This is a genomic window from Streptosporangium vulgare, assembly GCF_042428775.1.
GTDB classification, from domain to species: Bacteria; Actinomycetota; Actinomycetes; order Streptosporangiales; family Streptosporangiaceae; genus Streptosporangium; species Streptosporangium vulgare.
In genome coordinates, this window is sequence record NZ_JBHMBS010000018.1 from 102,572 (window position 1) to 125,323 (window position 22,752).

Below are 22,752 nucleotides of genomic sequence, written 5' to 3' on the forward strand. Positions count from 1 at the left end.
CTCAGTGGCCAACCGATAGAACCGTTTGTTGAGGACGGTGGTCGGACAGTCCGGCGGCTCCGGGCATCTCGTAGCTGTGCACGACGACGTCCGGCGTGGTGAACATCCAGTCGATCCGCCAGAGCTCGGCGGTTCCGGCGAGGTAGGTGGCCGGATAGAGGGACGGCAGCGCCTCGGTGTGGTCGACCAGCTTCTCCGGCAGCAGCCGGAGCATCCCCATCGCCGGGGTGGTGTTCAGGTCACCGCTGAGCACCACCGGCTGGTCGTTCGCCTCGATGTCGGCGCGAAGCGCCCGGTAGCTCGCCTCCCGCCGGCTGTGGGCGTACTGGTTGGAGGCGCGGGCCTCGCCGTCGTACAGCCGCCACTCGGTCGGGGGCTGGGTGATCTGCGTGTTGTAGAAGGAGACGACCTTGCCGTTCACCCGGATGTCGGTGCGCAGCGTCTCGACCGTGTAGGAGGTCGGCCAGGACCGCATCACCTCCGGGACCGCCTTCTGGTCCTCGGGCAGCCACGGGGTGATGTCGAGCCCGCTCTGCGCGACGATGGGAAGCCGGGAGAGCGTGATCAGCTCCCCGGACGTCGCGATCTCGTATCCCGGGAACTCGCGTCGCAGCTCCGCCGTCTTGTCGATGCGTAGTGCCATGTCGGCGGTCCACTTCGACGTCATCATGTCCCCCGCCGAGGTGTCGACGTAGAGGTACTCCGCGAGCAGGTAGACGTCCGCGTCCATCTCGCGCAGGTAGTCGTAGAAGTTGGGCGAGTAGCTGTTTCCGTCGGAGGTGCGCCAGTCCTGGTCCCAGAACTCGGTGTTCCACATGGCCACCTTGACGGCCCCGGGCGGCGCGGGCGGCGGGGTGTACCAGAGGGTCGCCACGTTGATCCCGCTGTGTCCCGCGCCGAGCACCAGGGTGAGCACCAGCGTCGGGATGACGCGCCGGCGGACCGGGCGCGCCAGCGGCGCCACCACCAGCACCAGCAACGGCACCGCCACGAACATGAACGGCGGCATCAGGTCGAGCGGGGCCCACAGCGAGGTCCGGCCGCTGGCCAGCAGATGCGCGACCACGAACAGCAGCCACCCCGTGGTGGCGGTCACCACCAGCCGGGTGCCCAGGCACCACCTTCGCCGCGGCCGGATGAACCGGCCCAGGCGAGCCCGCCGGCTGAGCGGCTTCTCGGGAGGGACATCCGTCGGCTGATCCTCGGTCATGATGTCCCGGTCGCCCATCAGCACACCACCTCGGCACGTAGGTCAGGCCGGCGACAGCCATTGACGATCCGCGATCACTTCCAGCGGTACCTCAACGTACTGACCGGTTCTTGTCGCTTCCTTGTCGTCCGCGCAGCGGGCCGCACCGGGCTCGCTTTCGGATCGCACAAGCCTCAGTCCTGGACCACACAAGCCGCGCAGAATGGGAACCGTACGACATGGCGGACCGCACGACAAGAATGAGACAAGCCGTCGAGGCTAGCGTGGGCGGGAAGCAAGACGGTCGGAGGCCGGGCGACGAGCCACGGCCGCTTGACCGAAGACCCACCTGGGCAGCCCGCCCTGATCATCGGCCAACACCCGGCGGTTCGGAAAGAGCGGCCTTCAGTCAATGGAGCGACCTGTGAATCGAGAACGCCCGCTAGTCTCGGTCATCATCCCCAGCTTCAACCGATCCCACGTGTTACGCCTGTGCCTGCGCGCGCTGGAGAAGCAGACCTACTCGCCCATCGAGGTCATCGTGGTGGACGACTGCGGCACCGAGGACGCTGCGGAGGTGGCGAGGTCGATGGGCGTCACCGTGCTGCGCACCGAGGTCAACAGCGGAGCGTCGACCGCGCGCAACCTCGGCGCGGAGCACTCCCACGGCGAGATCCTGCTCTTCCAGGACGGCGACATCGCCCTCGACCCGGACGCCGTGGAGAACGCGGTGAACATCCTCAAGGCCGAGCCCAGGCTGGGTGCCCTGGGAGGCATCCTGCACCCCGAGCCGCTGGCGGCCCGGACCCTCCCCGCGCAGTATCGCGCGCTGCAGATGTATCACTGGTGGATGCCGACCGACCGGCCGACCCTTGAGCTGCACGCGGCCGTGCTCGCCGTGGCGTCCGAGGTGTTCAAGGAGATCGGCCCCTTCAACCCGCACCTGAGCGACACGGTGTCGGCCGACTATCGCTCCCGGCTGATGCGGAAAGGCTACGAGGTGCGCATCACCGCCGCCGTCTGCGGCCGGGCCGACCACGACTCCACGATGCGGATGATCCTGAGCAAGGTGTTCCGGCGCGCACGGGTGAGCGCGCGGGAGTGGACCCGGGGCGAGACGCCGGGCGACTCCGTGCCGCGCGCGTTCGGCGGTGTCCTGCTGGTCGCCGCCGTACCGGCGCTCCTGCTGCCGCTGCTGGTCGGCCCCGTCGGCGCCCTCGTGTCGCCGCTGCTCGCCGCCGCCGCCGTGGTCCTCGACGGCAGCACCTACCGGCGGGTGTTCGCCCGCCGGGGCCTCCTCTTCGGCCTCTACTTCAGTGCCGTCCACCTTCTGGTCACCCTCGTGGGAGCGACGGGGGCCGGAGTCGGCGTGCTCCAGCGTGTCCTGCAGCGAGGACGGCCGGGCGTTGCCTGGGTCCCCCAGACCGGCGACCTGAACAATCAATGACGCGTCTGCGTGGCGGCCTCCTCGCGCCCGGGGCCGCCCGCCTCCCCCAGCAGCGCGGCCATCGGGAGCAGCCAGGCCATCCGGGGACTGCCCATCTCCTGGTCGAGCTCCTCGGGGCTGGGCATCCTGTCGTCGAGCACGTGGGGTGGGACCAGATGGTGGATCGCGTGCGCGAGCAGGTTGGCCATCGAGTATCCGGGGTCGGCCTCGTGCGCCCGGGTGAGGGCGACGCCCGCCAGCGCGGAGTCTCCCCGCCGCCAGGCGACCAGGCCGAGTAACGAGGCCACCGGAGGCACGAACCTCGGCTCCAGCCTCCGGGTGAGGTCGTGCCAGAGCTTGAGATGCGCGTCGTGGCTCTCGTCGGTGACCAGCGCCCACGCCTCGTCACGGATCCTGATCACCGCCAGGTCGAGCCCCAGCCTGGCCGCCTGGTCCTCGTCGAGCCGCCCTCCCGAGGCGTAGGTGACGACCGCCTCGCGGACCCTGGCCATGCCGTCCGCGACGAACTCCGCCGCGAACCGGTCGGCGTCGTGGCATCCGGCGAGCCTGTCGCGCATCTCCTCCGTGAGACGGCCCGTCGCCTCGCGGATGGCCTCCCGCGCGGGCCCGGTGACCGGGTCGAGCGAGCGCTCCAGGGTCCGCCTGTCCGGCAGGGCGACCAGCCCGTGCAGGACCGCCTCCGCCGCGACCGCGCCGGCTCGTCGCTCGTACGGCATGCCGTCGGCCGAGCAGCAGTCGGTCCGCGAGCATCCGTACGACCAGTAGCGACCGTCTTCCACCCGGAGCGCGTCGACGACGATGAGCCCGCCACGGCGGAACAGCGCCACGGCCTCGTCCACGGCCGGGGTCACCAGCGGGCCGGCACCGTAACCGACCACGACGACCTGGGTGACGCCCTCTTTCCCGAAGAGCGGGACGATCTGGCCGAGACCGCCGGGCCCCAGGGGCAGGTCCCACCGGACGGTGAGATGCAGCCTGCCCCTGGACAGGCTGCCCGTGAGACCGATGACGACCAGGCTGTCGGCGGGATGGAACCCCAGCAGGTAGGGAACGGCGCCCAGGACGTCTTCCGTGGAACCGAGCAGGAGCCGGGGCCGCTCGGTGCGCGGGGAGGGCGGAGACGGCACTTCGGGCAGGAGCGGGGCCGGGGCCGGTGGAGACGGCACATCAGGCGAGGCCGAGGACCGGGTCGAGGTCGGTGGCGAGGCCGGGCTCGGGGCCGGGCTCGGGTTCGGGGTAGGTGGCGAGGCCGGGGTCGGGGCCGGGCTCGGTGGAGACGGCAGCACTTCGGGGGCGACCGGGGACTCGGCGGGTGGGGGCTCGGGCGAGGCCGGGGTGTTCGGTGTCATACCCCGAAGCCTCGCCGGAGCCGGACCACCGCCTCCGCACCGAACTCCTTTCTGTGGACAGAGCCCGCGACCGTCACCCACGGGGAACGCGCCCACCGACAAGGGGCGCGTTCACGACAAAGGTCGCCCCACGGGCAAGGGGCGCCTCCGCGAATGCCTCCGCGGACATGGGATCGCCTCCACGGCCGGGGAGCCGGGACGAAGGGATATTGACTCCCTCCTCCAGCGGGACTACTTTTTCTTAAAAGAAAGTTTCCTAACAAAAACCACCCCGACCTGCCGCGGCGGGTTCGCCTGACACGATCACCGGCCCGTGGTCCGCCGCGATCCCGCGCGGACTCCCGAAGCGGCCGGCCTCGCATGACACCTGCCCCCGTTGCCCCCGTTGCCCCCGTACGAGGAGCCACAGATGATCGCGAGAAGATGGGCGGCGGCCTGCGCCACCGGGTTGCTGACCGCAGGGCTGGTGACCGGGACGGCGTCCAGCGCCTCGGCCGCGCCGGAGAACTGCAGCTATCAGGTCAACACGCAGGAGAGGTGGGCCTCCAGCTTCTGCGCCACCGGCACGGGTGAGCACCGCATCCGGGTGCTGCAGAAGCACTTCCTGGCCGAGGTCGGCTATATCCCGATCATCGGCCCGTGGCAGCCCGCCGGGACCGTCTCGTTCACCACCATCACTCCCCACACGACCGTCAGCGCCTGGGTCGAGACGCGCTGACGGACGGCCTCCGGCCTCGAAGCCGAGACGGGGCGAGGTTCCGGCTCCCGTGTCCGACGGATCTCACGGACTCGTTCCGTCCCGGCTCCCAGGCCGGGACGGGCCTGTCTGCCCGGCCTTCCGAAAGGAAGTCCGGGCCCCCTGTCTCCGGGGGCCGTCCGAAGGCGGCGGGAACTCCTCAGACCCCCCTGTCGACGCGCGGGCTCTCGCCCGTCCTTCCCGCCGGGAGGACGGGCGGCGCCAGGCGGGTGCGGACCATGATGGCCGCACCGGCCACGGCGGCGGGCATCGCGATCACCGCGACGAACGGGACGAGGAAGAGCAGGAAGAGCAGGACCCCGAAGCCGAGCGCCGGGGCCTTGTTCCCCCTGAGCAGGCCGAAACGTCGCTTGCGCGTCAGCCCCCTGCGTTCGAGGGCCAGCGTGGTCAGCTCGATCGTGAGGAAGAAGCCCGAGACCAGGGCACCCAGCACCGGCACCACCGTCTGCCCGATCACCGGCACGAAACCGAGGAAGAACAGCGGGATCGTGAACAGCAGCAGCCATCCGAGGGTGACGAGACTGTCCCTGATGGATCGGGGGATCGACTTCCACAGCGGGAGGTCGTAGCCGCTCGGCACCTCCCCGTAGGTCTCCTCCACCTTCTCGGAGAGCTTCTCGTAGAAGGGGTCGCCCAGGATGAGGGTGATCGCCGTGAAGGTCACCACCGACAGGATCAGCGCCGCGCCGAAGAGCGCCAGCCCGACCAGCGCCCGCAGCGCGGTCCGCGCCGCCTCGCCCCATCCGTCGGCGAACGGCGTGCCCCACGCGGCGATGTCCAGCGCGTTCGTGCCGAGGAAGTAGAGGCCGGTCGCGTAGAGGGCGAACGCGATCAGAGCCGGGATCAACCCGAACAGCCACCAGCGCGGGTACCGCGCGACCCAGCGCAGCCCCTGGAAGAAGAACCCGATGCCGTCCAGAAAGGAGCGGAAATGACCCATGGCGGAAGATTATCGGGATCGGAGGTCACCCGGGAGAGCGCGTGCGGGACGACGCCGGGCACACCGCCGGACGTACGGGACGGGCAGGCGCCGGAGACCGCGCCTGCCCGGAGCGAAGGACGGAGACGACGCCGGACGCGGGCGGGGACCGCGCTTGCCCCGGGCACAGGACGCGGACACGGACAACACCCGATGCGGGCGGAGACCGCCCTCCCTCAGGCCCGGGACGCGCACGAAGCCCCCCCCCGCGGGCTCGGGACGGCGATGACGAACCCGATGAACGGATATGCGGAACGGCGGATGTCAGGGACGCTGCCAGAGGCCGGGGACGGAGACCCCGAGGGTGCCGAAGAGGCGGCGGAGCAGGGGCAGGGAGATGCCCAGGACGTTGCCGTGGTCGCCGTCGATGCCGTCGACGAACCAGCCGCCGCGACCGTCCAGTGTGAAGGCCCCGGCGACGTGGAGAGGCTCGCCGGTGGCGACGTAGGCGGCGACCTCGTCGTCTCCCGCGGTGCCGAAACGCACGACCGTCGCGCCCACCTCCGCCACCTCGCGCCCGCTCGCGACGTCGATCACGCAGTGGCCGGTGAGCAGGCGGCCCTCGCGCCCGCGCATGCCGCGCCAGCGGGCGACGGCCTCCTCGGGTGAGGACGGCTTGCCGTAGGCCCGGCCGTCGAGTTCGAGCACCGAGTCGCAGCCGATGACCAGCCCCTCGGTCAGATCACCGGCGACGACGGTCGCCTTCGCGCGGGCCAGCGCGAGGCAGAGCTCGCTCGGGCTGTCGGCGGTGATGGCGTCCTCGTCCACGCCACTGACGATCACCTTGGGATCGAGTCCGGCGCTGCGGAGCAGGGCGAGGCGGGCGGGAGAGGCGGAGGCGAGGACGATCTGGGTCACGGCCACCGAGCCTAGCGCGACTCCGATCCCCGCCAGGCGCCCGGCCCACGGCGGGCTCCCCGCCCGCGACAGCCCCCACAGCCCGCACCAGATGCCCGGCCCACGGTAGGCGCCCGATCAGGCGGCCCCCAGCCACACCAGGTGTCCGATCCACGACAGCTCCCGGCCCACACCGGATATCCGATCCCCGCCAGGCGCCCGGAGGTCAGGCGTGCGGCGGGGGTGGGAGCTGCGGAGGCGGTTCCGAGGGGGGAAGCCCGGAAGCGGTGTCCATCGGGAGCCCCGCGGCGGCGTAGGCCTCGGCCTCGGCCAGGGTCTCGTTCTCCAGCAGGGCCGCGGCGATGCCGTCCAGGCGGCTCCGGTTCTCCGACAGGACGGCCAGGGCGACCTCGTAGCACTCGTCCACGATGCGCCGTACCTCCTGGTCCACCGCGGCGAGGGTGTCCGGGGCGGCGGCGGGCTGGCCTTCGGAGGCGGCGGGCAGGACGGTCAGCGGGCCGATCCTGGCGGACATGCCCCAGCGGCCGACCATGCCGCGGGCGATCACGGTGACCTGTTCGAGGTCGTTCTCCGAGCCGGTGGTGATCACGCCGTAGACGATCTGCTCGGCCGCCATGCCGCCGAGGGCTCCGACGATGCGGTCGCGCAGGTACTTCTCGTCGTAGGCGTACCGGTCGGTGTCGGGCGTGGAGAGCGTGACGCCGAGCGCCCGCCCGCGCGGGATGATCGAGACCTTCCTCACCGGGTCGGCGCCCGGCTGGAGCATGCCGAGCAGCGCGTGACCCGCCTCGTGGTACGCGGTGCGCCTCCGCTCGTCCTGCGGGATCACGACGGCGCGGGCCGCGCCGAGCAGGACCTTCTCCAGCGCGTCGGCGAAGTCGGAGGCGTAGACCTTGTCGTTGCCCCGCTTGGCGGCGAGCAGCGCGGCCTCGTTGACCAGGTTGGCCAGATCCGCGCCCGTCATGCCGGGGGTGGTCCTGGCGAGCCGCTCCAGGTCCACGTCGTCGGCGAGCGGCACGTCCCGGCTGTGAACGCGCAGGATCGCCAGCCGCCCCTCGGCGTCCGGCGCGGACACCACGACGGTACGGTCGAAGCGGCCGGGCCGCAGCAGCGCCGGGTCGAGGACCTCCGCCCTGTTGGAGGCGGCGATCACGATGACCCCCTCGGAGCCGGTGAAGCCGTCCATCTCGGTGAGGATCTGGTTCAGGGTCTGCTCGCGCTCGTCGTGGCCGCCGATGGTGCTGCCGCCCCGCACCCTGCCGATCGCGTCGATCTCGTCGATGAAGATGATCGACGGCGCGACCTTGCGGGCCTCGTCGAACAGCTCGCGCACCCGCGAGGCCCCGACCCCCACGATCATCTCGATGAACTCCGAGGCGCTCGCCGAGAAGAAGGGCACGTCGGCCTCCCCCGCCACCGCGCGGGCGAGGAGGGTCTTGCCGGTGCCGGGCGGCCCGGCGAGCAGCACGCCCTTGGGCAGTTTCGCCCCCAGCCGCCGGTACTTGTCGGGGTCCTTGAGGTAGTCGACCACCTCGGCGACCTCGTTCTCCACCTCGTCGATGCCCGCGACGTCGTCGAAGTCGACCCGGACCTTGGCCGGTTCCACCGGCTTGGCCGCCCTGGACCTGCCGAGACCGCCGAGACCTCCGAGGCCGCCCATCCCGCCGCCCATCGCGCCGGACGCCGCGCGCCGGACGAGCCAGATCCACACACCGGCCAGCAGCAGGACCGGGACCAGCGACGCCAGGAGGTTCGACAGGAGGTTCCCGCCGACGGGCTCGGCCCTGATGTTCACCTTCGTCGCGAGGAGCCGCTGGTAGAGCCCTGCCCGGTCGGCGAAGACCGGCAGCTCCGTGGAGAACTTGTCGTACGCGATGTTGTCGCTGTCGGGGTCGCGGGCCGTCTTCCTGAGGGTGCCCTCGATCGCCGTGCCCGTGGCGTAGACCTCCTTGACGTTCCCGGCCTGGACCTGCTGGGTGAACTGGGTGTAGGAGATCGGCTCGGTGGGTTCCTCGAAGAACGAGGAGACGACGAAGAAGCCCGCGTAGACGATGACCATGGTCATCAGGAAGCGCACCCAGTTGAACCTCGGGCGCTGCGGGGCGGGTGAGCCGCCGTCGTCGGGCAGGCCCTCGGACCGCCAGGGCTTGGGCCCGCTCCCCTGGTCGGGTGTGTCGGGGCCGGTCCCCTTGCGCTCGTGAGACGCCGGTCGGTTCACGACTTCCCCCTCGACGGCTCGGGGGGGTCTGCCTGGGCGGGCGTCCCGGAGGCGCGTCCGGGACGCCCGGCCCGGTCCGGGCCCTCGAACCGGGGCCGCCTCCGCAGGAGAGCCGGACCTCGCGCCCGGCGAGCGGGCGGGAGGTCGTCGCGCGTGCGGCGGCGAAGCGGCCGGCCGTGAAATTCCCCCGAGTTTCACCAGGTCACACGGACAAGGCGATTCCTGCCCAGGTGAGGCTCACTTCAATCTGAGGGAGGAGACCGCGGTGTTGATGGCGCGCCAGTACTTGCTCTGCACGTCGGGGATCGTCGCGAAGAGCATCGCGGGCTTGGCGCCGGGGATCTCGGTCACGGCGACGGCGGCCATGGAGGAGCGCGCCTTGCCCTTCACCTTGTACTTCACCCGGTAGGCGAGCAGCCAGCCATTCTTGATCGACTGCGAGGCGGTCCAGGTGATCTTGCTGCCCTTGGGGTGGTGGTTGAGCGTCCACCGGGCGGCCAGCAGCGCGGTGTCCTTGGCCTTCTTCTGCACCAGGATCGGCACCGGGCAGCTCACGAGCATCGCCCGGTGAGCGGCTCCCTTCGCCTTCGGCAGCACCTGCTTGGTGGAGAACGGCGCCGCGCCGAAGACCTTCCAGGGCTTGCCCAGGCGGACCAGCGACACGCCCGACTTGCCGTCCTGGACGCGACGCTTGCTCTTGCCCGACTTGCCGGACAGGCGGCCGAGCCGCTTGTCGCGCGGCAGGTCGGGCACCCGGGGGTCGGCGAGGGCCGCGATGACCGCGCTGCGGTCGGGCGCCGGCTCCGAGCCGTCGGGCGCAGAGGAGGGAGCGGCCGTCTCGGCGGGGCTCTCCGAGGGGGACGCCGACGCGGAGGAGGTTCCCGAGGGGGACGCCTGCGCCGACACCGAGGCGGCAGGCTCCGAGGCGGACGGCTCCGCCGAAGTCGCCGGGGTCGCCAGGGCGGACGGTTCCGCCGACCCTGGACCGGGCGAGGGTGGCGCGGCAGATGGCGCGGCGATCTGCCCCGTCTTTCCCTCGCCCGGTTGATCTGGGGAGCCCGAGGAGACGAAGCCGACCACCGCCGCGACCGCGGCCAGGATCACCGCGAGACCCACGGCCAGGAAGCGGTAGATGACGCGCATCGGCAGGTCGCCGATACGGGACCGCTTCACGGGGGAGTCCGGCAGCTTCGGGGGGCTCTCCGCCACGATTCTCGGCATCTCCGAAGTGGCCGCCTCGGCAGTCGCGTATGTCGGCGCGGGACCCGTCTCCCGGGTCCCCTGAGTCCCACCCAACCCATCGAGCACGATCGGGAGCGTACGACAAATCCGGTTTTCTCGTGCGGGATCCCCATCACACTTCGGGAACGAGTACCTTCCTCACTCTTGTGCGAAACATCCTGCGATGATTCCAGGATGTTCGTGGAAAGCCAGGTGGAGCTCAGGTTCGACGTGTCCTCACGCGAGGCGAGGACGCACATCAATCTGTCGGCCGTGCGCACCGACGCCCTGGGGCTCTGGCTGGCCGGTGACGAGACCGCCACCGTAGAGCATCTGACGTTCCGCGGCGGGCGCTTCGACGACCAGCGCACCTTCCACCTCGCCGATTTCGTGGACCTGCCCGCCGGGCGCGACGAGGAGGCCGACATCGAGGGCCTGGGCCGGGCGGACGGCTGGCTCTGGGCGATCGGGTCGCACAGCCTCAAGCGCAGGCGGGTCAAGAAGGGGCATCCGCCGCACAAGGCCCGCCGCCGCCTCGGCAGCGTGGTGCGCGAGGAGAACCGCTACATCCTCGTACGGCTGCCGCTCGTCGGCGCCACCCCGGTCCGCGAGGACGGCTCCCGCAGGGCGGAGATCCTGTCGGGTCCCGGCCGGAACCTGGCCGACCTGCTGGCGGACGATCCGCACCTCGCCCCCTTCGTCTCGATCCCCAGCAAGGACAACGGGCTGGACATCGAGGGCATCGCCATGCTCGGCGGCCGTCTGTTCGTCGGCCTGCGCGGCCCGGTGCTGCGCGGCTGGGCCGCGATGCTGGAGATCCGGCCGGAGAGCGACCCCCGGCGTCCCGGCAGCCTGCGGCTCGCCCCCATCGACGGCAGGCCGTACCGGACGCACTTCCTGAACCTCGGCGGGCTCGGCGTCCGCGACATGTGCCCGCACCGGGACGGGATGCTGATCCTCGCCGGGCCGACCATGAGCCTGGACGGCCCGGTCCGGGTGCTGCGCTGGGATCCGGAGGACGAGCCGTCGGTACGGCACGAGCTGGATCTCGTCGGCGACCTGCCGCACGGGAACGGGAACGACCACCCGGAGGGGATCACCGTGCTCGACGGCGAGCGCCTCCTGGTGGTCCACGACAGCCCCTCGGAGGCGCGGCTCACCCCCGAGGGCGGCGTGCTCGCCGACATCGTCAGGATGCCCCGCTGACCACTCGTCCCCGGGACCCGGCCGGCGTCCGTTCTCCCCGTCGATCACGCGCCGGTCATCCGATGATCACCGGCTTCCCCCGCGCAGCCACGGGACGTCCGCGACGACCGTGCGGGAGCCGGGCTCGACCTCGGTGAACCCGGCGTCCCTGACCACCGGCAGGCCCGAGGCGACCAGCGCGGCCCACGCGGCGGGATCGGCGGTCCTCACCGAGACGGCGAGGCCCTTGTCCCGCCACGCCCGCCTGGCGTCGTCCCCGCTCGCCCGCCAGGCGAGCTGGACGGCGTGCCCGGCCTGGGCCATGGCCTTGCCCGCCGACATCGTCAACCCGGGGTTGAGCCACAGCACCACGTCACCCGGAGGTCCCGGCTCGGTGGAGTCGGCGAGTTCGGTGCCGGACACCTGGAGCCTGGAGAGGTCCTTGGGCCAGCCGTCCAGCGGTACCGGCGGGTGGACGCGGACCTCGGCGGTGCCCGAGGTGACGGTGACACCGGGCAGGTCGAGCACCCGGCGCCACTCCGCCCCGCGCGCCCGCCGGACGACCTTCCTGAACCGGCTGCCGTCCCAGGCCCCCACGGCCTCGGCCCACTCGCCGCCGTCGAGGGCGCGCGGGTCGTCGAGCAGGGCCAGCACGGCCAGGGCCGCCGCCTCCAGGGCGTCGGTCCGCTCGGGCGGCGCGGAGCGCTCGATCCGCACCACGAGCGGGAGGACCCTCCTGTCCCGCTCCCGCTCCTGCTCCCTGTCGTCCTCGCCGCCCGCGCCGCCCGGCGCGCCCGACTCCATCCCGCTCCCGGGCGCCGCGTCTGTCGTCTCGTCCCCGGCGCCGGTCATGCGATCTCCCCCGGCCGCCGCGTGCCCAATCCGGTGATTCCGTGTCCCGCGGCTCGCCCGCCTCGTTCTCTCACGCCTTCAAGGATGCCTGCTCCTCCGCGGTGGCCTCCCCGGTGCCGGCCTCCCCGGTGCCGGCCTTCCCGGTGATGGGCTTCCCGATGACAGGCTTCCTGGTGATGGCGATCGACATGACGGCGGCGGCGAGGCAGAGGAAGCCCGCGGCGTACCAGGCCAGGTCGTAGGCGCCGAAGTGGTCGCGGGTGACGCCCGCGGCGACCGCGGCGATCGCGGCGCCGACCTGGTGGGAGGCGAAGACCCAGCCGAACACCACGGCCCCGTCAGGACCGTAGATCTGGCGGCACAGGGCGACGGTGGGCGGGACCGTGGCCACCCAGTCAAGGCCGTAGAAGACGATGAAGACGAGCATGCTGGGCTCGGCGCTCGCCCCGAACAGGCTCGGCAGCGCCATCAGCGAGAGGCCGCGCAGCCCGTAGTAGGCGCCGAGGAGGACGCGCGAGTCGACCCTGTCGCTCAGCCAGCCGGACGCGACGGTGCCGACCACGTCGAAGATCCCGACCAGGGCGAGCAGCCCCGCGGCGACCGGCTCGGCCATGCCGTGGTCGTGGGCCGCGGGGATGAAGTGGGTGCCCACCAGGCCGTTGGTGCTCATCCCGCAGATCGCGAACCCCCCGGCGAGCAGCCAGAAGGGGCGCGTGCGTGCCGCGCTCCACAACACGCCGAGGGCACGGGAGGCGGCACCCCCGGTCCGCTCCGGACGGGCGGGCGGGGGCGCGGCGGGATCGGCGCCGAGGGCGGTGGTGCCCACGTCCTCGGGCCGGTCGCGCAACAGGAACCAGACCAGGGGGACCACGACGAGGGCGGCGACGGCGACCGTGACGGCGGCCGACCGCCAGCCCCTGTCCGCCGCCAGGTGGGCGAGGACGGGCAGGAAGACGAGCTGCCCGGTGGCGCCGCCCGCCGTGAGCACGCCGGTGACGAGGCCCCGGTGGCGGACGAACCAGCGTTCGGTGAGGGTGGCGGCGAAGACCAGGGCCATCGAGCCGGTGCCGAGACCGACCAGCACGCCCCAGCAGAGGACGAGCTGCCAGGGGGCGTTCATCAGGATGGTGAACCCGCTGCCCGCGGCGACCAGCAGCAGGGCGTACGTCACCACCCTGCGCATGCCGAAGCGGTCCATCAGCGCGGCGGCGAAGGGCGCGGTCAGCCCGTACAGCATGAGGTTGACCGAGACGGCGAGCGAGATGGTGCCCCGGGACCAGCCGAACTCCTCCTGGAGCGGTGTGATCAGCACACCGGGCGTCGCCCGGAACCCGGCCGCGCCGAGGATGGCCACGAACGCGACTCCCGCCACGATCCAGGCGCGGTGCAGCGTGCGTTCGGGCGCCCGAGGGGTCGTTTTCATGCGCTCCATAATCGAGGGGCGACCCACGGGCCCACGAGTGGCCCGAGCGCCAATAACCGCAAGGATCAGGCCACGGTCATCCTCTCGTAGTCGCGGTCGTCACGCGCATCCACGAGACGGTCATCTCACATGCTGGTCACATACCGGGTGAATTCGCTCAAAGGTTATGTTTTTTCTATTCTCCTCATCTGAGGGTCTTGCGTCCGGCATGGTCACGGGGGGACGCGATGCCCGTCCGGGTCCCGCCCGGCCACGAGAAGTGACGATGCTCGACCGGTACGGGGACAGACCGGGGACCGGGTGATCGAAGGGGTGGTGCCGTGTTCCACGCACGAAGGCCGGGAAGGTTCCTGGCACTGCTCGCGAGTGGCACGCTCCTGCTGGGCGCCTGCGCGGACATCGGCCCGGCGGACGATCCCACGGCCTCCGGCTCGCAGCCGGCCCTGCCGAGCGAGACCATCACCTACGCGTACGAGCAGGAGTTCCACTCCTACAACAACAACACCACCGCCGAGAACGCCACGCGCAACGCCGCCCCCCTGCAGCGGGTGCTGACGGGCTTCTGGTTCTACGGCGACAAGGGCGCGATCACCCCCGACAAGGACTTCGGGACGTACGAGAAGGTCTCCGACGACCCGCTGAGCGTCGAGTACACCATCAGCGACAAGGCGGTCTGGTCGGACGGCACCCCGATCGACTGCGACGACGTCATGCTGTGGTGGGCCTTCCGGTCCGGCAAGGTCAGGGGCTTCGCCTCCGCCGACACCACCGGCCTGCGGGACACCAGGGTCCCCGACTGCGGAAAGGGCGGCAGGAAGTTCACCCTGGTCTACGACAAGCCGTTCGCGGACTGGGTGGCCGGGGGGCCGGGCGCGACCGAGATGATGCCCGCCCATGTGGTCGCCAGGCAGGACGGCCTGTCCGAGGAGGACTTCATCGCGGCGGTCAGGAAGGGCGACTCCAAGCGGATCCGGAAGGGCATCGAGTTCTTCAACGACGGCTGGGTCTCCGAGGGCAGGCTGCCCGACGCCGAGCTGATCCCGTCCTCGGGGCCGTACAAGCTCTCCAAGCTGGACGCCGGGCAGCGGCTCACCCTGGTCGCCAACGACAGGTGGTGGGGCACCCCGGCCGCGACCCCGACGATCGTCGAGCGCTTCATCACCCTCGACGAGCAGGCCCAGGCGCTGCAGAACCGCGAGGTCCAGATCGTCGAGCCGCAGCCGGGGCCCGACGTGCTCAGGCAGCTGCAGTCGCTGCGGGGCGTGGAGGTCGGCGTCTTCGAGAAGTACACCTACGAGCACCTGGACTTCAACTTCGACTCCAGCCCGTTCAGGGACAGGATGCTGCGCGAGGCGTTCGCCAGGTGCGTGCCCCGGCAGCTCATCGTCAACACCCTGATCGGGCCCGTCTCCCCCGCCGCCAAGCCCCTGCAGGTCCGTACCGTGGCCCCCTTCCAGGCCAACAGCGCGGCGGTCGTCGCGGCCAGCGGCAGCGCGGGCGTGTACGCACGGCAGGACATCGCGGGCGCCAGGGCGCTGCTGCGCGAGGCGGGCAAGACGGGCCTGGAGATCAGCATCGGGTACCAGACCCCGAACCCGCGCCGCACCGCGGCGGTGCAGCTCATCATCGACGCCTGCAACAAGGCCGGTTTCAAGGTCGTCGACAAGGGCTCCGAGGACTTCCTCGGCACCGTGATGCCGGCCAACGGCTACGACGTGGCCCTGTTCGCCTGGTCGGGGTCCGCCCTGGTCAGCAACTGGGCCTCCAACTTCACCTCGCCGGGGAAGTGCGACGCCCAGAACAAGGGCAGCAACAACGGCTGCTACTCCAGCCGGCAGGTGGACCGTCTCATCGCGAAGCTGAACTCGACGGTGGACCTGGCGGCCCAGAACCCGATCATTGGCGCGATCGAGAAGCGGCTCTGGAGCGACCTGGCCACCATCCCGCTGTTCCAGCACCCGGGCCTCAGTGCGTGGGACAAGAGACTCCAGAACGTCATCCCCAACCCCGCGCAGTCGACCATCACCTGGAACATGGACAAATGGAGCCTCTCGTAGGGCTCCGTATCTGACATCAGGTGACAGGTACGGCCGCCAGGATGGGCGCAAGACCCCGGAATTCCCCAAGGGAGCCCGCATGCCTCGCGCCACCGGAACCTTCACCATCGACAGCTGGGACCCACAGCCCTACGACGAGGGCGAGGGGGCCACGCTCTCCCGCGTCCACATCACCAAGACCTTCGACGGCGACCTGGCCGGCACCAGCACCACCGACATCATCACCGCGATCGCCCAGGTCGAGACGTCGGCGGCCTATGCGGGCTTCGAGCGCTTCACCGGCACCGCGCACGGCCGCAAGGGCACCTTCGTGCTCCACCACACGGCCACGAGCCACGCCGGCGGGTCAGGGCTGAGCTGGACGATCCTCCCCGAGTCCGGCACCGGCGAGCTGCGGGGCATCCGGGGCGGCGGCCAGATCGTCAACGAGGACGGCGCCCACTCCTTCCACCTCGACTACGAACTGGACTGAGGACGCCCCCGCGCTGACGACCGCCCCACCCCGACCCGACCCGCCCCGACGGCCGACAGACACCGAAGCCCGCCCCGCGCCGACGACCGGCAAGCACCGACGACCGACAGGCGACGCGCGCGGGGCGACCACCTTCGTCCCCGAGCCGCCCCTCTCTGTCCGGCATTCGATACCGGTGTCCACAACCCGGTATCCCCCCCGCGCACGCGGACCGGTGTCCACCCCCGGCATCCGCCCGCGCACCCTCGCACCTCGCACCTCCGCGCCCTCGCACCTCCGCGCCCTCGCGCCCCCACGCCTCCGCGCCCTCGCGCCCTCGGATCGGCGCCCGCGCCCCGCGCCCACCAGACCGGTGCCCGCTCCCGGCATCCGCGGCCCGGCGTTCACGGACGTTCTGACCCGTTGTCACATCTCGCGTCGAGCCGGTTGAGAAAGCTGCTTCCCAGCCGTTGACGCGCCCGTAGCACGTATGTAACATTTGGCCAACGTCATGCAAGAATATTGCAATCTATTGTTCAGTTTCTTGCTATTCCTCGCAACTCTCCAGGGATGCACTCCGTCGTGCACCTGCCCCCCAATTACGTGTGCGGTGAAGGCGCAGCCTTCACGCCTCGGCCCTGCCGTGCCTGACGAGAGAAGAAGAGCGCGAATGAGAATGCTGTACAGACCGTTACGGCTGGTGGCGACCATGGTCGCCACCGGCTTACTCCTCGTCGTGGGGTCGGTCGTCCCGGCCTCCGCCGCGGCCGGACCCAATCTGTCGCCGGGCAAGGCGACCCTGGCGAGCAGCTCCACGGGCGGGCAAGCGGTGTCCGCCATCAACGACGGAAACCAGTCCACGTACTGGGAGAGCGCCAACAACAGCTTCCCGCAGTGGGCACGGATCGACCTCGGCACCGCCACGAGCGTCAACCAGATCGTCCTGAAGCTGCCCCCGCCGGCCGTATGGGAGACCCGCACCCAGACGCTCTCGGTCCAGGGCGGCGCTGACGGCAACACCTTCAGCACGGTCGTGGGCTCGGCGACCTACACGTTCAACCCCGCGACCGGCAACACGGTCACGATCAACTTCGGCGCGGCGACCCACCGCTACTGGCGGGTCAACATCACCGCCAACACCGGCTGGCCCGCCGCGCAGATCTCCGAGTTCGAGATCTACGGCTCCGGCACCGGCGGTGACACCCAGAACCCGTCGGCCCCCGGCGACCTCTCCTACACCCAGCCGGCCACCGGCCAGATCAGGCTGGCCTGGAACGCCTCCACGGACAACGTGGGCGTCACCGGGTACGACATCTACGCCAACAACCAGCTGCGGGGCAGCGTCGGCAACGTGCTGACCTACACCGACGACCAGCCCGCGTCGGCGACCGTGACGTACTTCGTGCGGGCCAGGGACGCGGCGGGCAACCAGTCGGCCAACAGCAACTCCGTGACCCGCAACGGCACCGGCGACCCCGGCTCGAACCTGGCGATCGGCAAGGAGATGGTCGAGTCGGGCCACGTGCACTCGTTCGTCGCCGCGAACGCGAACGACAACAACCTGGCCACCTACTGGGAGGCCGACTCCGGCGCGTTCCCGAACACGCTGACCGCCAAGCTCGGCGCCAACGCCGCCGTCAGCTCGGTCGTGGTGAAGCTCAACCCCGACTCCGCGTGGGGCACCCGCACGCAGAACATCCAGGTCCTGGGCCGTGAGCAGAACGCCACGGGCTACACCAACCTGGTGTCGGCGCAGAACTACACGTTCAACCCGGCCTCCGGCGGCAACTCGGTGACGATCAACCTCAGCGCCACCGTCGCCGACGTGCAGCTGAGGTTCACCAGCAACAGCGGCGCGCCCGGCGGCCAGGTCGCCGAGTTCCAGGTCTTCGGCGTCCCCGCGCCGAACCCCGACCTCACGGTCACGAACCTCTCATGGACCCCGGCGTCCCCGAGCGAGGCCGGCGCGATCACGCTGTCGGCCACGGTCAGGAACGCGGGCAACGCCGCCTCCCCCGCGGACAGCGTCAACCTCAACCTCGACGGCACCCTCGTCGGCACCGTCGCCGTCCCCGCGCTGGCCGCCGGCGCCACCGCCACGGTGACCCACAACATCGGCACCCGCGGCGAGGGCAGCTACACGGTCAGCGCCAGGGTGGACGCGGACAACTCGGTCTTCGAGCAGAACGAGGGCAACAACACCCTCACCGCGTCGTCCCCGCTGGTGGTCGCGCAGGCTCCCGGCCCCGACCTGCAGGTCCTCGGCGTCACCTCCAGCCCGCAGAACCCGGCCGTCGGCGCGGCGGTCACGTTCACCGTCGCGGTGAAGAACCGGGGAACCGCCGCGTCGGGCGCGACCACGGTCACCCGCGTGGTGGTGGGCGGCACCACGCTCAACGGCAACACCGCGTCGATCGCCGCGGGCGCGACGGCCAACGTGGCCGTCAGCGGAAGCTGGACCGCCACCAGCGGCGGCGCCACCATCACCGCCACCGCCGACGCGACCAACACCGTCACCGAGACCAACGAGAACAACAACACGTTCTCGCAGTCGATCGTGGTCGGGCGCGGCGCGGCCGTCCCGTACGTCGAGTACGAGGCCGAGGCCGCCAGCTACCAGGGCACCCTGCTGGAGACCGACCCGCTGCGCACCTTCGGGCACACCAACTTCGCCACCGAGTCCTCGGGCCGCAAGTCGGTGCGGCTGAACAGCACCGGGCAGTTCGTCGAGTTCACCTCGACCAGCCCCGCCAACTCGATCGTGGTCCGCAACTCCATCCCCGACGCGGCGGGGGGCGGCGGCATCGAGGCCACCATCAGCCTCTACATCAACGGCACCTTCTCCAGGAAGCTGACCCTCTCGTCACGCCACAGCTGGCTGTACGGGAACACCGACGGCCCCGAGGCGCTGTCGAACACCCCCCAGGGCGACGCCCGGAGGTTGTTCGACGAGTCGAACGCGCTGCTCTCGCAGAGCTACCCGGCCGGCACCAAGTTCAAGCTGCAGCGTGACGCGGGCGACACGGCCTCGTTCTACGTCATCGACCTGATCGACCTGGAGCAGGTGGCGCCGCCGACGAGCCAGCCGGCCGGCTGCACCTCGATCACGAACTACGGCGCGGTGCCCAACGACGGTCTCGACGACACGGCCGCCATCCAGCGGGCGGTGACGGACGACCAGAACGGCGTCATCAGCTGCGTGTGGATCCCGGCGGGCCAGTGGCGCCAGGAGCAGAAGATCCTCACCGACGACCCGCTGAACCGAGGTCAGTGGAACCAGGTGGGCATCAGCAACGTCACGATCCGCGGCGCGGGCATGTGGCACTCCCAGCTGTACACCCTGACCGAGCCGCAGGACGTGGTGGGCGGCATCAACCACCCGCACGAGGGCAACTTCGGCTTCGACATCGACAGCAACACCCAGATCTCCGACATCGCCATCTTCGGCTCGGGCCGCATCCGCGGCGGAGACGGCAACGACGAGGGCGGCGTGGGCCTGAACGGCCGGTTCGGCGAGAACACCAAGATCACCAACGTGTGGATCGAGCACGCCAACGTGGGCGCCTGGGTCGGCCGCGACTACGACAACATCCCGGCCCTGTGGGGTCCCGGCGACAACCTGCTGTTCAGCGGCATGCGCATCCGCAACACCTACGCCGACGGCATCAACTTCACCAACGGCACGCGCAACTCGCGGGTGTTCAACTCCTCGTTCCGCAACACCGGTGACGACGCCCTCGCGATCTGGGCCAACCAGGCGGTGAAGGACCGGGTCGTCGACAACACGCACGACAACCACTTCGTCAACAACACCATCCAGCTGCCCTGGCGGGCGAACGGCATCGCGATCTACGGCGGTTACGACAACTCCGCCGAGAACAACCTGATCTACGACACCATGAACTACCCGGGCATCATGCTGGCGACCGACCACAGCCCCCTGCCCTTCTCGGGGACCACGCTGCTCGCCAACAACGGCCTGTACCGCACGGGTGGCGCCTTCTGGAACGAGGACCAGGAGTTCGGGGCGATCACGTTGTTCCCGCAGGGCAGTGACATCACCGGTGTCACCATCCGCGACACCGACATCTCCGACTCGACCTACGACGGCATCCAGTTCAAGACCGGCGGCGGCAACATGCCGAACGTCGCGATCACCAACGTGAAGATCGACAAGTCCAACAACGGGGCCGGAATCCTGGCCATGAGCGGCGCCCGCGGCAACGCGGTCCTGTCGAACGTGACCATCACGAACTCGGCCGACGGCAACATCGTGAGGCAGCCGGGAACGAGCTTCGTGATCACCGGCCAGTGACCCCTCCGGCGAACACTCCGGTGACCCCTCCTCCGGGGCCCGGCGCCTGAGAAACGACCGGCCATGTGGCGTGCTCCCCGGGGAAACCCTGGGGAGCACGCTCATGGCCGGTCGCGTCGGTCCCGGCGAATCCCGCCGAACACAACGACAAGCGCCCGCGATCCCCGGACGAACGACGAAGGAGCCCGCCGAAAACAGGCGGACAGCGGACCTCGGTCACCACCCCCAGGGGCCGGGGTCTCCCTGGGTGAACAACGCAGGGGCCCGCCGGGAGCGGGCTTTCGGCCCGCGAACAGCGGGCCCCGGTCACCACGTCCGGGAATTCGGGGGTCACCCGTCGCGTGAACGAGGAAAGGGCCCGCTGCGAACAGCGGGCCCTTTCTCACCGAAGTGGAGCTATGGGGATTCGAACCCCAGACCTCCTCCATGCCATGGAGGCGCGCTACCAGCTGCGCCATAGCCCCTCGGGTGTAACCGACGTCCCCGGGCCCGGCCCGGCGACCACGCCAGTGTATAGGAAATCACCCCGCACCCTGTAACCGCGCCGCCCGCTCCCGATCATGCCCCGTTCCCACCCCCACCCCCCGCTCCCGATCACGCTCCGGCCGCCGGTACGGGACCGGCGGCACGGACCACCCACGGGGCCGGCTCACGGAGAACCGGCCCACCGATCACGGTCGCGTGTACGTGCGGCGCGGACGCGGACGCCCGAAGGACGCCCGAGGGTCGACGCCCGAGGACCCCAAGGGACACTGAGGGACATCGACGGACACTGAGGGACGCAGAGGCACGCAGAGGGACGCCCAGAGGGGACGCCGAGGGACCCGAAGGACGCCTGACGGGCGCCTACCGGAGCGACGCGGCCCTCTCGATCAGCCCGGCGAGCTCGGTCACCGCCGCGTCCTCGGTGGACGCGGCCAGGCGGGTCGCGTGGGCGGCGAGGTCGTCGGGCTCGGCTCCGGCGATCCCCTCCCCGGTGCGGAGATACTCCGCGAAGCCCGCGGCCACCACGTCGACCTGGAACCTCGGCGTGGGCCCCTCCCACGGTGAGGCCGCCAGGTCGCCCGCCTCCAGGGAGCGGGCGGCTTCCGAGGGGTCGCGGGTGTCGGGATCCTGCCAGCGCACGGTGGCGGTGGCCAGCTGTCCCGACGCCCCGCCGCGCAGCCGGACCTCGTACAGTGCCGTCACCGAGTGGCCGGGGCCGATCTCGCCGCCGTCCTTGCCGTCGTCCCGGAAGTCCTCGGCCGCGATCTGCCGGTTCTCGTAGCCGATCAGGCGGTAGGACTCCACCACCGAGGGGTTGAACACGACCTGCGCCTTGGCGTCGCGGGCGCGCAGGTCGAGGTTGGTGGCGAGCTGCTCGACGAAGACCTTGCGCGCGTCGTCGACGGAGCTGACGTAGACCGCGGCGCCGTCGCCGTTGTCGGCGAGCTGCTCCATCAGCTCGTCGCCGTAGTCGCGGCCGACGCCGACGCACAGCAGGGTGATCTTCTTGCCCGCGGCGTCCGCGACCCTGTCGAGGATGCCCTGCCAGGTGGTGTCGCCGGTGTTGGCCAGGCCGTCGGAGAGCAGGATGACGCGGTTGACGGCCACCGGCCTGAAGCCCGCCGCGGCCACGGCGTAGCCGCTGGTCAGCCCCGCCTCCAGATTCGTCGACTCCTGGATGGCGAGGCGTTCGACGGCGGCGTGGAGCCCGGCCTTGTCCGTCGCCGGGGTCATGGAGAGGACGACGTCCGCCTGGTCGCTGAAGGCCACGAGGGAGACGTGGTCGCCGGGTCCGAGCTGGTCGACGAGCTTGTGCAGGGCCTCCCTGACCAGGTCGAGCCTGCCGGGTTCGTCCATCGAGCCGGACACGTCCACCACGAAGGTGAGGTTCGCCGGGCGCCGGGACTCCGCGCTCGCCCCGCGGGTCTGCAGGCCGACGCGGAGCAGCGCGGTGCCGTTGCCCGGTGTGCGGGCGCCGTCCATGTGCACGGTGAAACCGTCGTCCTTGGGCTCCGCGTAGTCCTGCTTGAAGGAGTTGACGAACTCCTCGGGCCTGACCTGGCCCGCCTCCGGCAGCCTGCCCTCGTTGAGAGCCCGTTTGCTGTAGCCGTACGAGGCGGTGTCCACGTCGAGGGCGAAGGTGGAGATCTGCTCGGCGGAGGTGTCGCGCCGGGTGGCCTCGGCCTGAGGCTCCTCGTTCCCGGCGGTGGCCCGGGCCTGGGTCTCGGTCTCGGACGTGTCGCCCCCGGCCTCGGGCGGACGGCCGTCCGGGGGCATGGCCGGAACCGCCTTCCCGGATTCGGGCATCGGCTGGCTCGCGGGTGCCCCCGAACCGCCGCAGGCGGCGGCGAACATCAGGGCGAGCAGAGCGAGCGCGGCGAGGACGATGGCGAGCGGACGTGACTTCATGTCGCCTCCTGGGGATGCGGGTCATCCCCTACGACGGCTCCTCCCTCCGGTCCGCCG

The 22,752-nt window shown here is 70.9% G+C and carries 16 protein-coding genes and 1 tRNA gene; 6 read left to right on the forward strand and 11 right to left on the reverse strand.

Annotated elements, in window-relative coordinates; all coding sequences use genetic code 11:
- Window position 1: 1 nt before the first annotated feature.
- On the reverse strand, window positions 2-1,228 hold the full coding sequence (locus tag ACFFRH_RS30415; protein ID WP_344746380.1) for an endonuclease/exonuclease/phosphatase family protein: 1,227 nt from the start codon (window positions 1,226-1,228) through the stop codon (window positions 2-4).
- Window positions 1,229-1,613: 385 nt separating this feature from the next.
- Here ACFFRH_RS30415 and ACFFRH_RS30420 point away from each other — a divergent pair, with 385 nt between their 5' ends.
- Window positions 1,614-2,636: a glycosyltransferase family 2 protein gene (locus ACFFRH_RS30420; RefSeq protein WP_344746379.1), complete on the forward strand. Its 1,023-nt coding sequence runs from the start codon at window positions 1,614-1,616 to the stop codon at window positions 2,634-2,636.
- On the opposite strand, the gene ACFFRH_RS30425 is transcribed toward ACFFRH_RS30420, so the two are convergent.
- Both ACFFRH_RS30425 and ACFFRH_RS30430 read right to left on the reverse strand, forming a co-directional pair.
- Window positions 2,630-3,763 (reverse strand): DUF4192 domain-containing protein, encoded by a 1,134-nt coding sequence (locus tag ACFFRH_RS30425; protein WP_344746378.1) that lies wholly within the window; start codon window positions 3,761-3,763, stop codon window positions 2,630-2,632. The two genes, ACFFRH_RS30420 and ACFFRH_RS30425, sit on opposite strands and share 7 nt — an antisense overlap.
- Window positions 3,764-3,803: 40 nt before the next feature.
- Window positions 3,804-4,025, reverse strand: a complete 222-nt coding sequence (locus ACFFRH_RS30430) for a hypothetical protein (RefSeq protein ID WP_344746377.1) — start codon at window positions 4,023-4,025, stop codon at window positions 3,804-3,806.
- A 369-nt stretch (window positions 4,026-4,394) separates the two neighbouring features.
- On the opposite strand from ACFFRH_RS30430, the gene ACFFRH_RS30435 reads away from it, so the two are divergent.
- Complete coding sequence (locus tag ACFFRH_RS30435) at window positions 4,395-4,703, forward strand: hypothetical protein (RefSeq protein ID WP_344746376.1); 309 nt, start codon at window positions 4,395-4,397, stop codon at window positions 4,701-4,703.
- Window positions 4,704-4,881: 178 nt separating this feature from the next.
- Here ACFFRH_RS30435 and ACFFRH_RS30440 read toward each other — a convergent pair whose 3' ends face one another.
- From ACFFRH_RS30440 to ACFFRH_RS30455, 4 genes are all read right to left on the reverse strand, one after another.
- Window positions 4,882-5,682, reverse strand: a complete 801-nt coding sequence (locus tag ACFFRH_RS30440) for an EI24 domain-containing protein (protein WP_344746374.1) — start codon at window positions 5,680-5,682, stop codon at window positions 4,882-4,884.
- A gap of 303 nt (window positions 5,683-5,985) precedes the next feature.
- Entirely contained in the window at window positions 5,986-6,579 is a 594-nt protein-coding gene (locus tag ACFFRH_RS30445; protein WP_344746373.1) for a Maf family protein, read from the reverse strand.
- Window positions 6,580-6,784: 205 nt separating this feature from the next.
- Complete coding sequence (gene ftsH / locus ACFFRH_RS30450; RefSeq protein ID WP_344746371.1) at window positions 6,785-8,797, reverse strand: ATP-dependent zinc metalloprotease FtsH; 2,013 nt, start codon at window positions 8,795-8,797, stop codon at window positions 6,785-6,787.
- Between the two features lie 237 nt (window positions 8,798-9,034).
- Window positions 9,035-10,018 (reverse strand): hypothetical protein, encoded by a 984-nt coding sequence (locus tag ACFFRH_RS30455; protein ID WP_386161097.1) that lies wholly within the window; start codon window positions 10,016-10,018, stop codon window positions 9,035-9,037.
- A 195-nt stretch (window positions 10,019-10,213) separates the two neighbouring features.
- On the opposite strand from ACFFRH_RS30455, the gene ACFFRH_RS30460 reads away from it, so the two are divergent.
- Complete coding sequence (locus ACFFRH_RS30460) at window positions 10,214-11,224, forward strand: DUF3616 domain-containing protein (RefSeq protein WP_344746369.1); 1,011 nt, start codon at window positions 10,214-10,216, stop codon at window positions 11,222-11,224.
- Between the two features lie 66 nt (window positions 11,225-11,290).
- Here ACFFRH_RS30460 and ACFFRH_RS30465 read toward each other — a convergent pair whose 3' ends face one another.
- Window positions 11,291-12,055, reverse strand: coding sequence for a peptidyl-tRNA hydrolase (locus ACFFRH_RS30465; RefSeq protein ID WP_344746368.1), 765 nt, complete (start codon window positions 12,053-12,055; stop codon window positions 11,291-11,293).
- 70 nt (window positions 12,056-12,125) lie between these two features.
- Window positions 12,126-13,478, reverse strand: coding sequence for an MFS transporter (locus ACFFRH_RS30470; protein ID WP_344746367.1), 1,353 nt, complete (start codon window positions 13,476-13,478; stop codon window positions 12,126-12,128).
- Window positions 13,479-13,798: 320 nt separating this feature from the next.
- Here ACFFRH_RS30470 and ACFFRH_RS30475 point away from each other — a divergent pair, with 320 nt between their 5' ends.
- The 3 genes from ACFFRH_RS30475 to ACFFRH_RS30485 all read left to right on the forward strand — a co-directional run bounded on the left by ACFFRH_RS30475 (window position 13,799) and on the right by ACFFRH_RS30485 (window position 20,301).
- Entirely contained in the window at window positions 13,799-15,535 is a 1,737-nt protein-coding gene (locus ACFFRH_RS30475; RefSeq protein ID WP_386161098.1) for an ABC transporter family substrate-binding protein, read from the forward strand.
- A gap of 79 nt (window positions 15,536-15,614) precedes the next feature.
- Window positions 15,615-16,007 (forward strand): DUF3224 domain-containing protein, encoded by a 393-nt coding sequence (locus tag ACFFRH_RS30480; RefSeq protein ID WP_386161099.1) that lies wholly within the window; start codon window positions 15,615-15,617, stop codon window positions 16,005-16,007.
- A 649-nt stretch (window positions 16,008-16,656) separates the two neighbouring features.
- A complete protein-coding gene (locus ACFFRH_RS30485) occupies window positions 16,657-20,301 on the forward strand; it encodes a CARDB domain-containing protein (protein WP_344746364.1) in 3,645 nt (1,214 codons plus the stop codon).
- Window positions 20,302-20,692: 391 nt separating this feature from the next.
- Here ACFFRH_RS30485 and ACFFRH_RS30490 read toward each other — a convergent pair.
- Window positions 20,693-20,765 (reverse strand) — tRNA-Ala (locus ACFFRH_RS30490).
- A 382-nt stretch (window positions 20,766-21,147) separates the two neighbouring features.
- Window positions 21,148-22,695, reverse strand: a complete 1,548-nt coding sequence (locus ACFFRH_RS30495; RefSeq protein WP_344746363.1) for a vWA domain-containing protein — start codon at window positions 22,693-22,695, stop codon at window positions 21,148-21,150.
- Window positions 22,696-22,752: the final 57 nt, after the last annotated feature.

Excerpts from the sequence above, each read along its gene's own strand:
- ACFFRH_RS30415 (WP_344746380.1), bottom strand. The coding sequence starts at position 1,228 with ATGGGCGACCGGGACATCATGACCGAGGATCAGCCGACGGATGTCCCT.
- ACFFRH_RS30435 (WP_344746376.1), top strand. The coding sequence starts at position 4,395 with ATGATCGCGAGAAGATGGGCGGCGGCCTGCGCCACCGGGTTGCTGACC.
- ACFFRH_RS30440 (WP_344746374.1), bottom strand. The coding sequence starts at position 5,682 with ATGGGTCATTTCCGCTCCTTTCTGGACGGCATCGGGTTCTTCTTCCAG.
- ACFFRH_RS30455 (WP_386161097.1), bottom strand. The coding sequence starts at position 10,018 with ATGCCGAGAATCGTGGCGGAGAGCCCCCCGAAGCTGCCGGACTCCCCC.
- ACFFRH_RS30460 (WP_344746369.1), top strand. The coding sequence starts at position 10,214 with ATGTTCGTGGAAAGCCAGGTGGAGCTCAGGTTCGACGTGTCCTCACGC.
- ACFFRH_RS30465 (WP_344746368.1), bottom strand. The coding sequence starts at position 12,055 with ATGACCGGCGCCGGGGACGAGACGACAGACGCGGCGCCCGGGAGCGGG.
- ACFFRH_RS30470 (WP_344746367.1), bottom strand. The coding sequence starts at position 13,478 with ATGAAAACGACCCCTCGGGCGCCCGAACGCACGCTGCACCGCGCCTGG.
- ACFFRH_RS30480 (WP_386161099.1), top strand. The coding sequence starts at position 15,615 with ATGCCTCGCGCCACCGGAACCTTCACCATCGACAGCTGGGACCCACAG.
- ACFFRH_RS30485 (WP_344746364.1), top strand. The coding sequence starts at position 16,657 with ATGAGAATGCTGTACAGACCGTTACGGCTGGTGGCGACCATGGTCGCC.
- ACFFRH_RS30495 (WP_344746363.1), bottom strand. The coding sequence starts at position 22,695 with ATGAAGTCACGTCCGCTCGCCATCGTCCTCGCCGCGCTCGCTCTGCTC.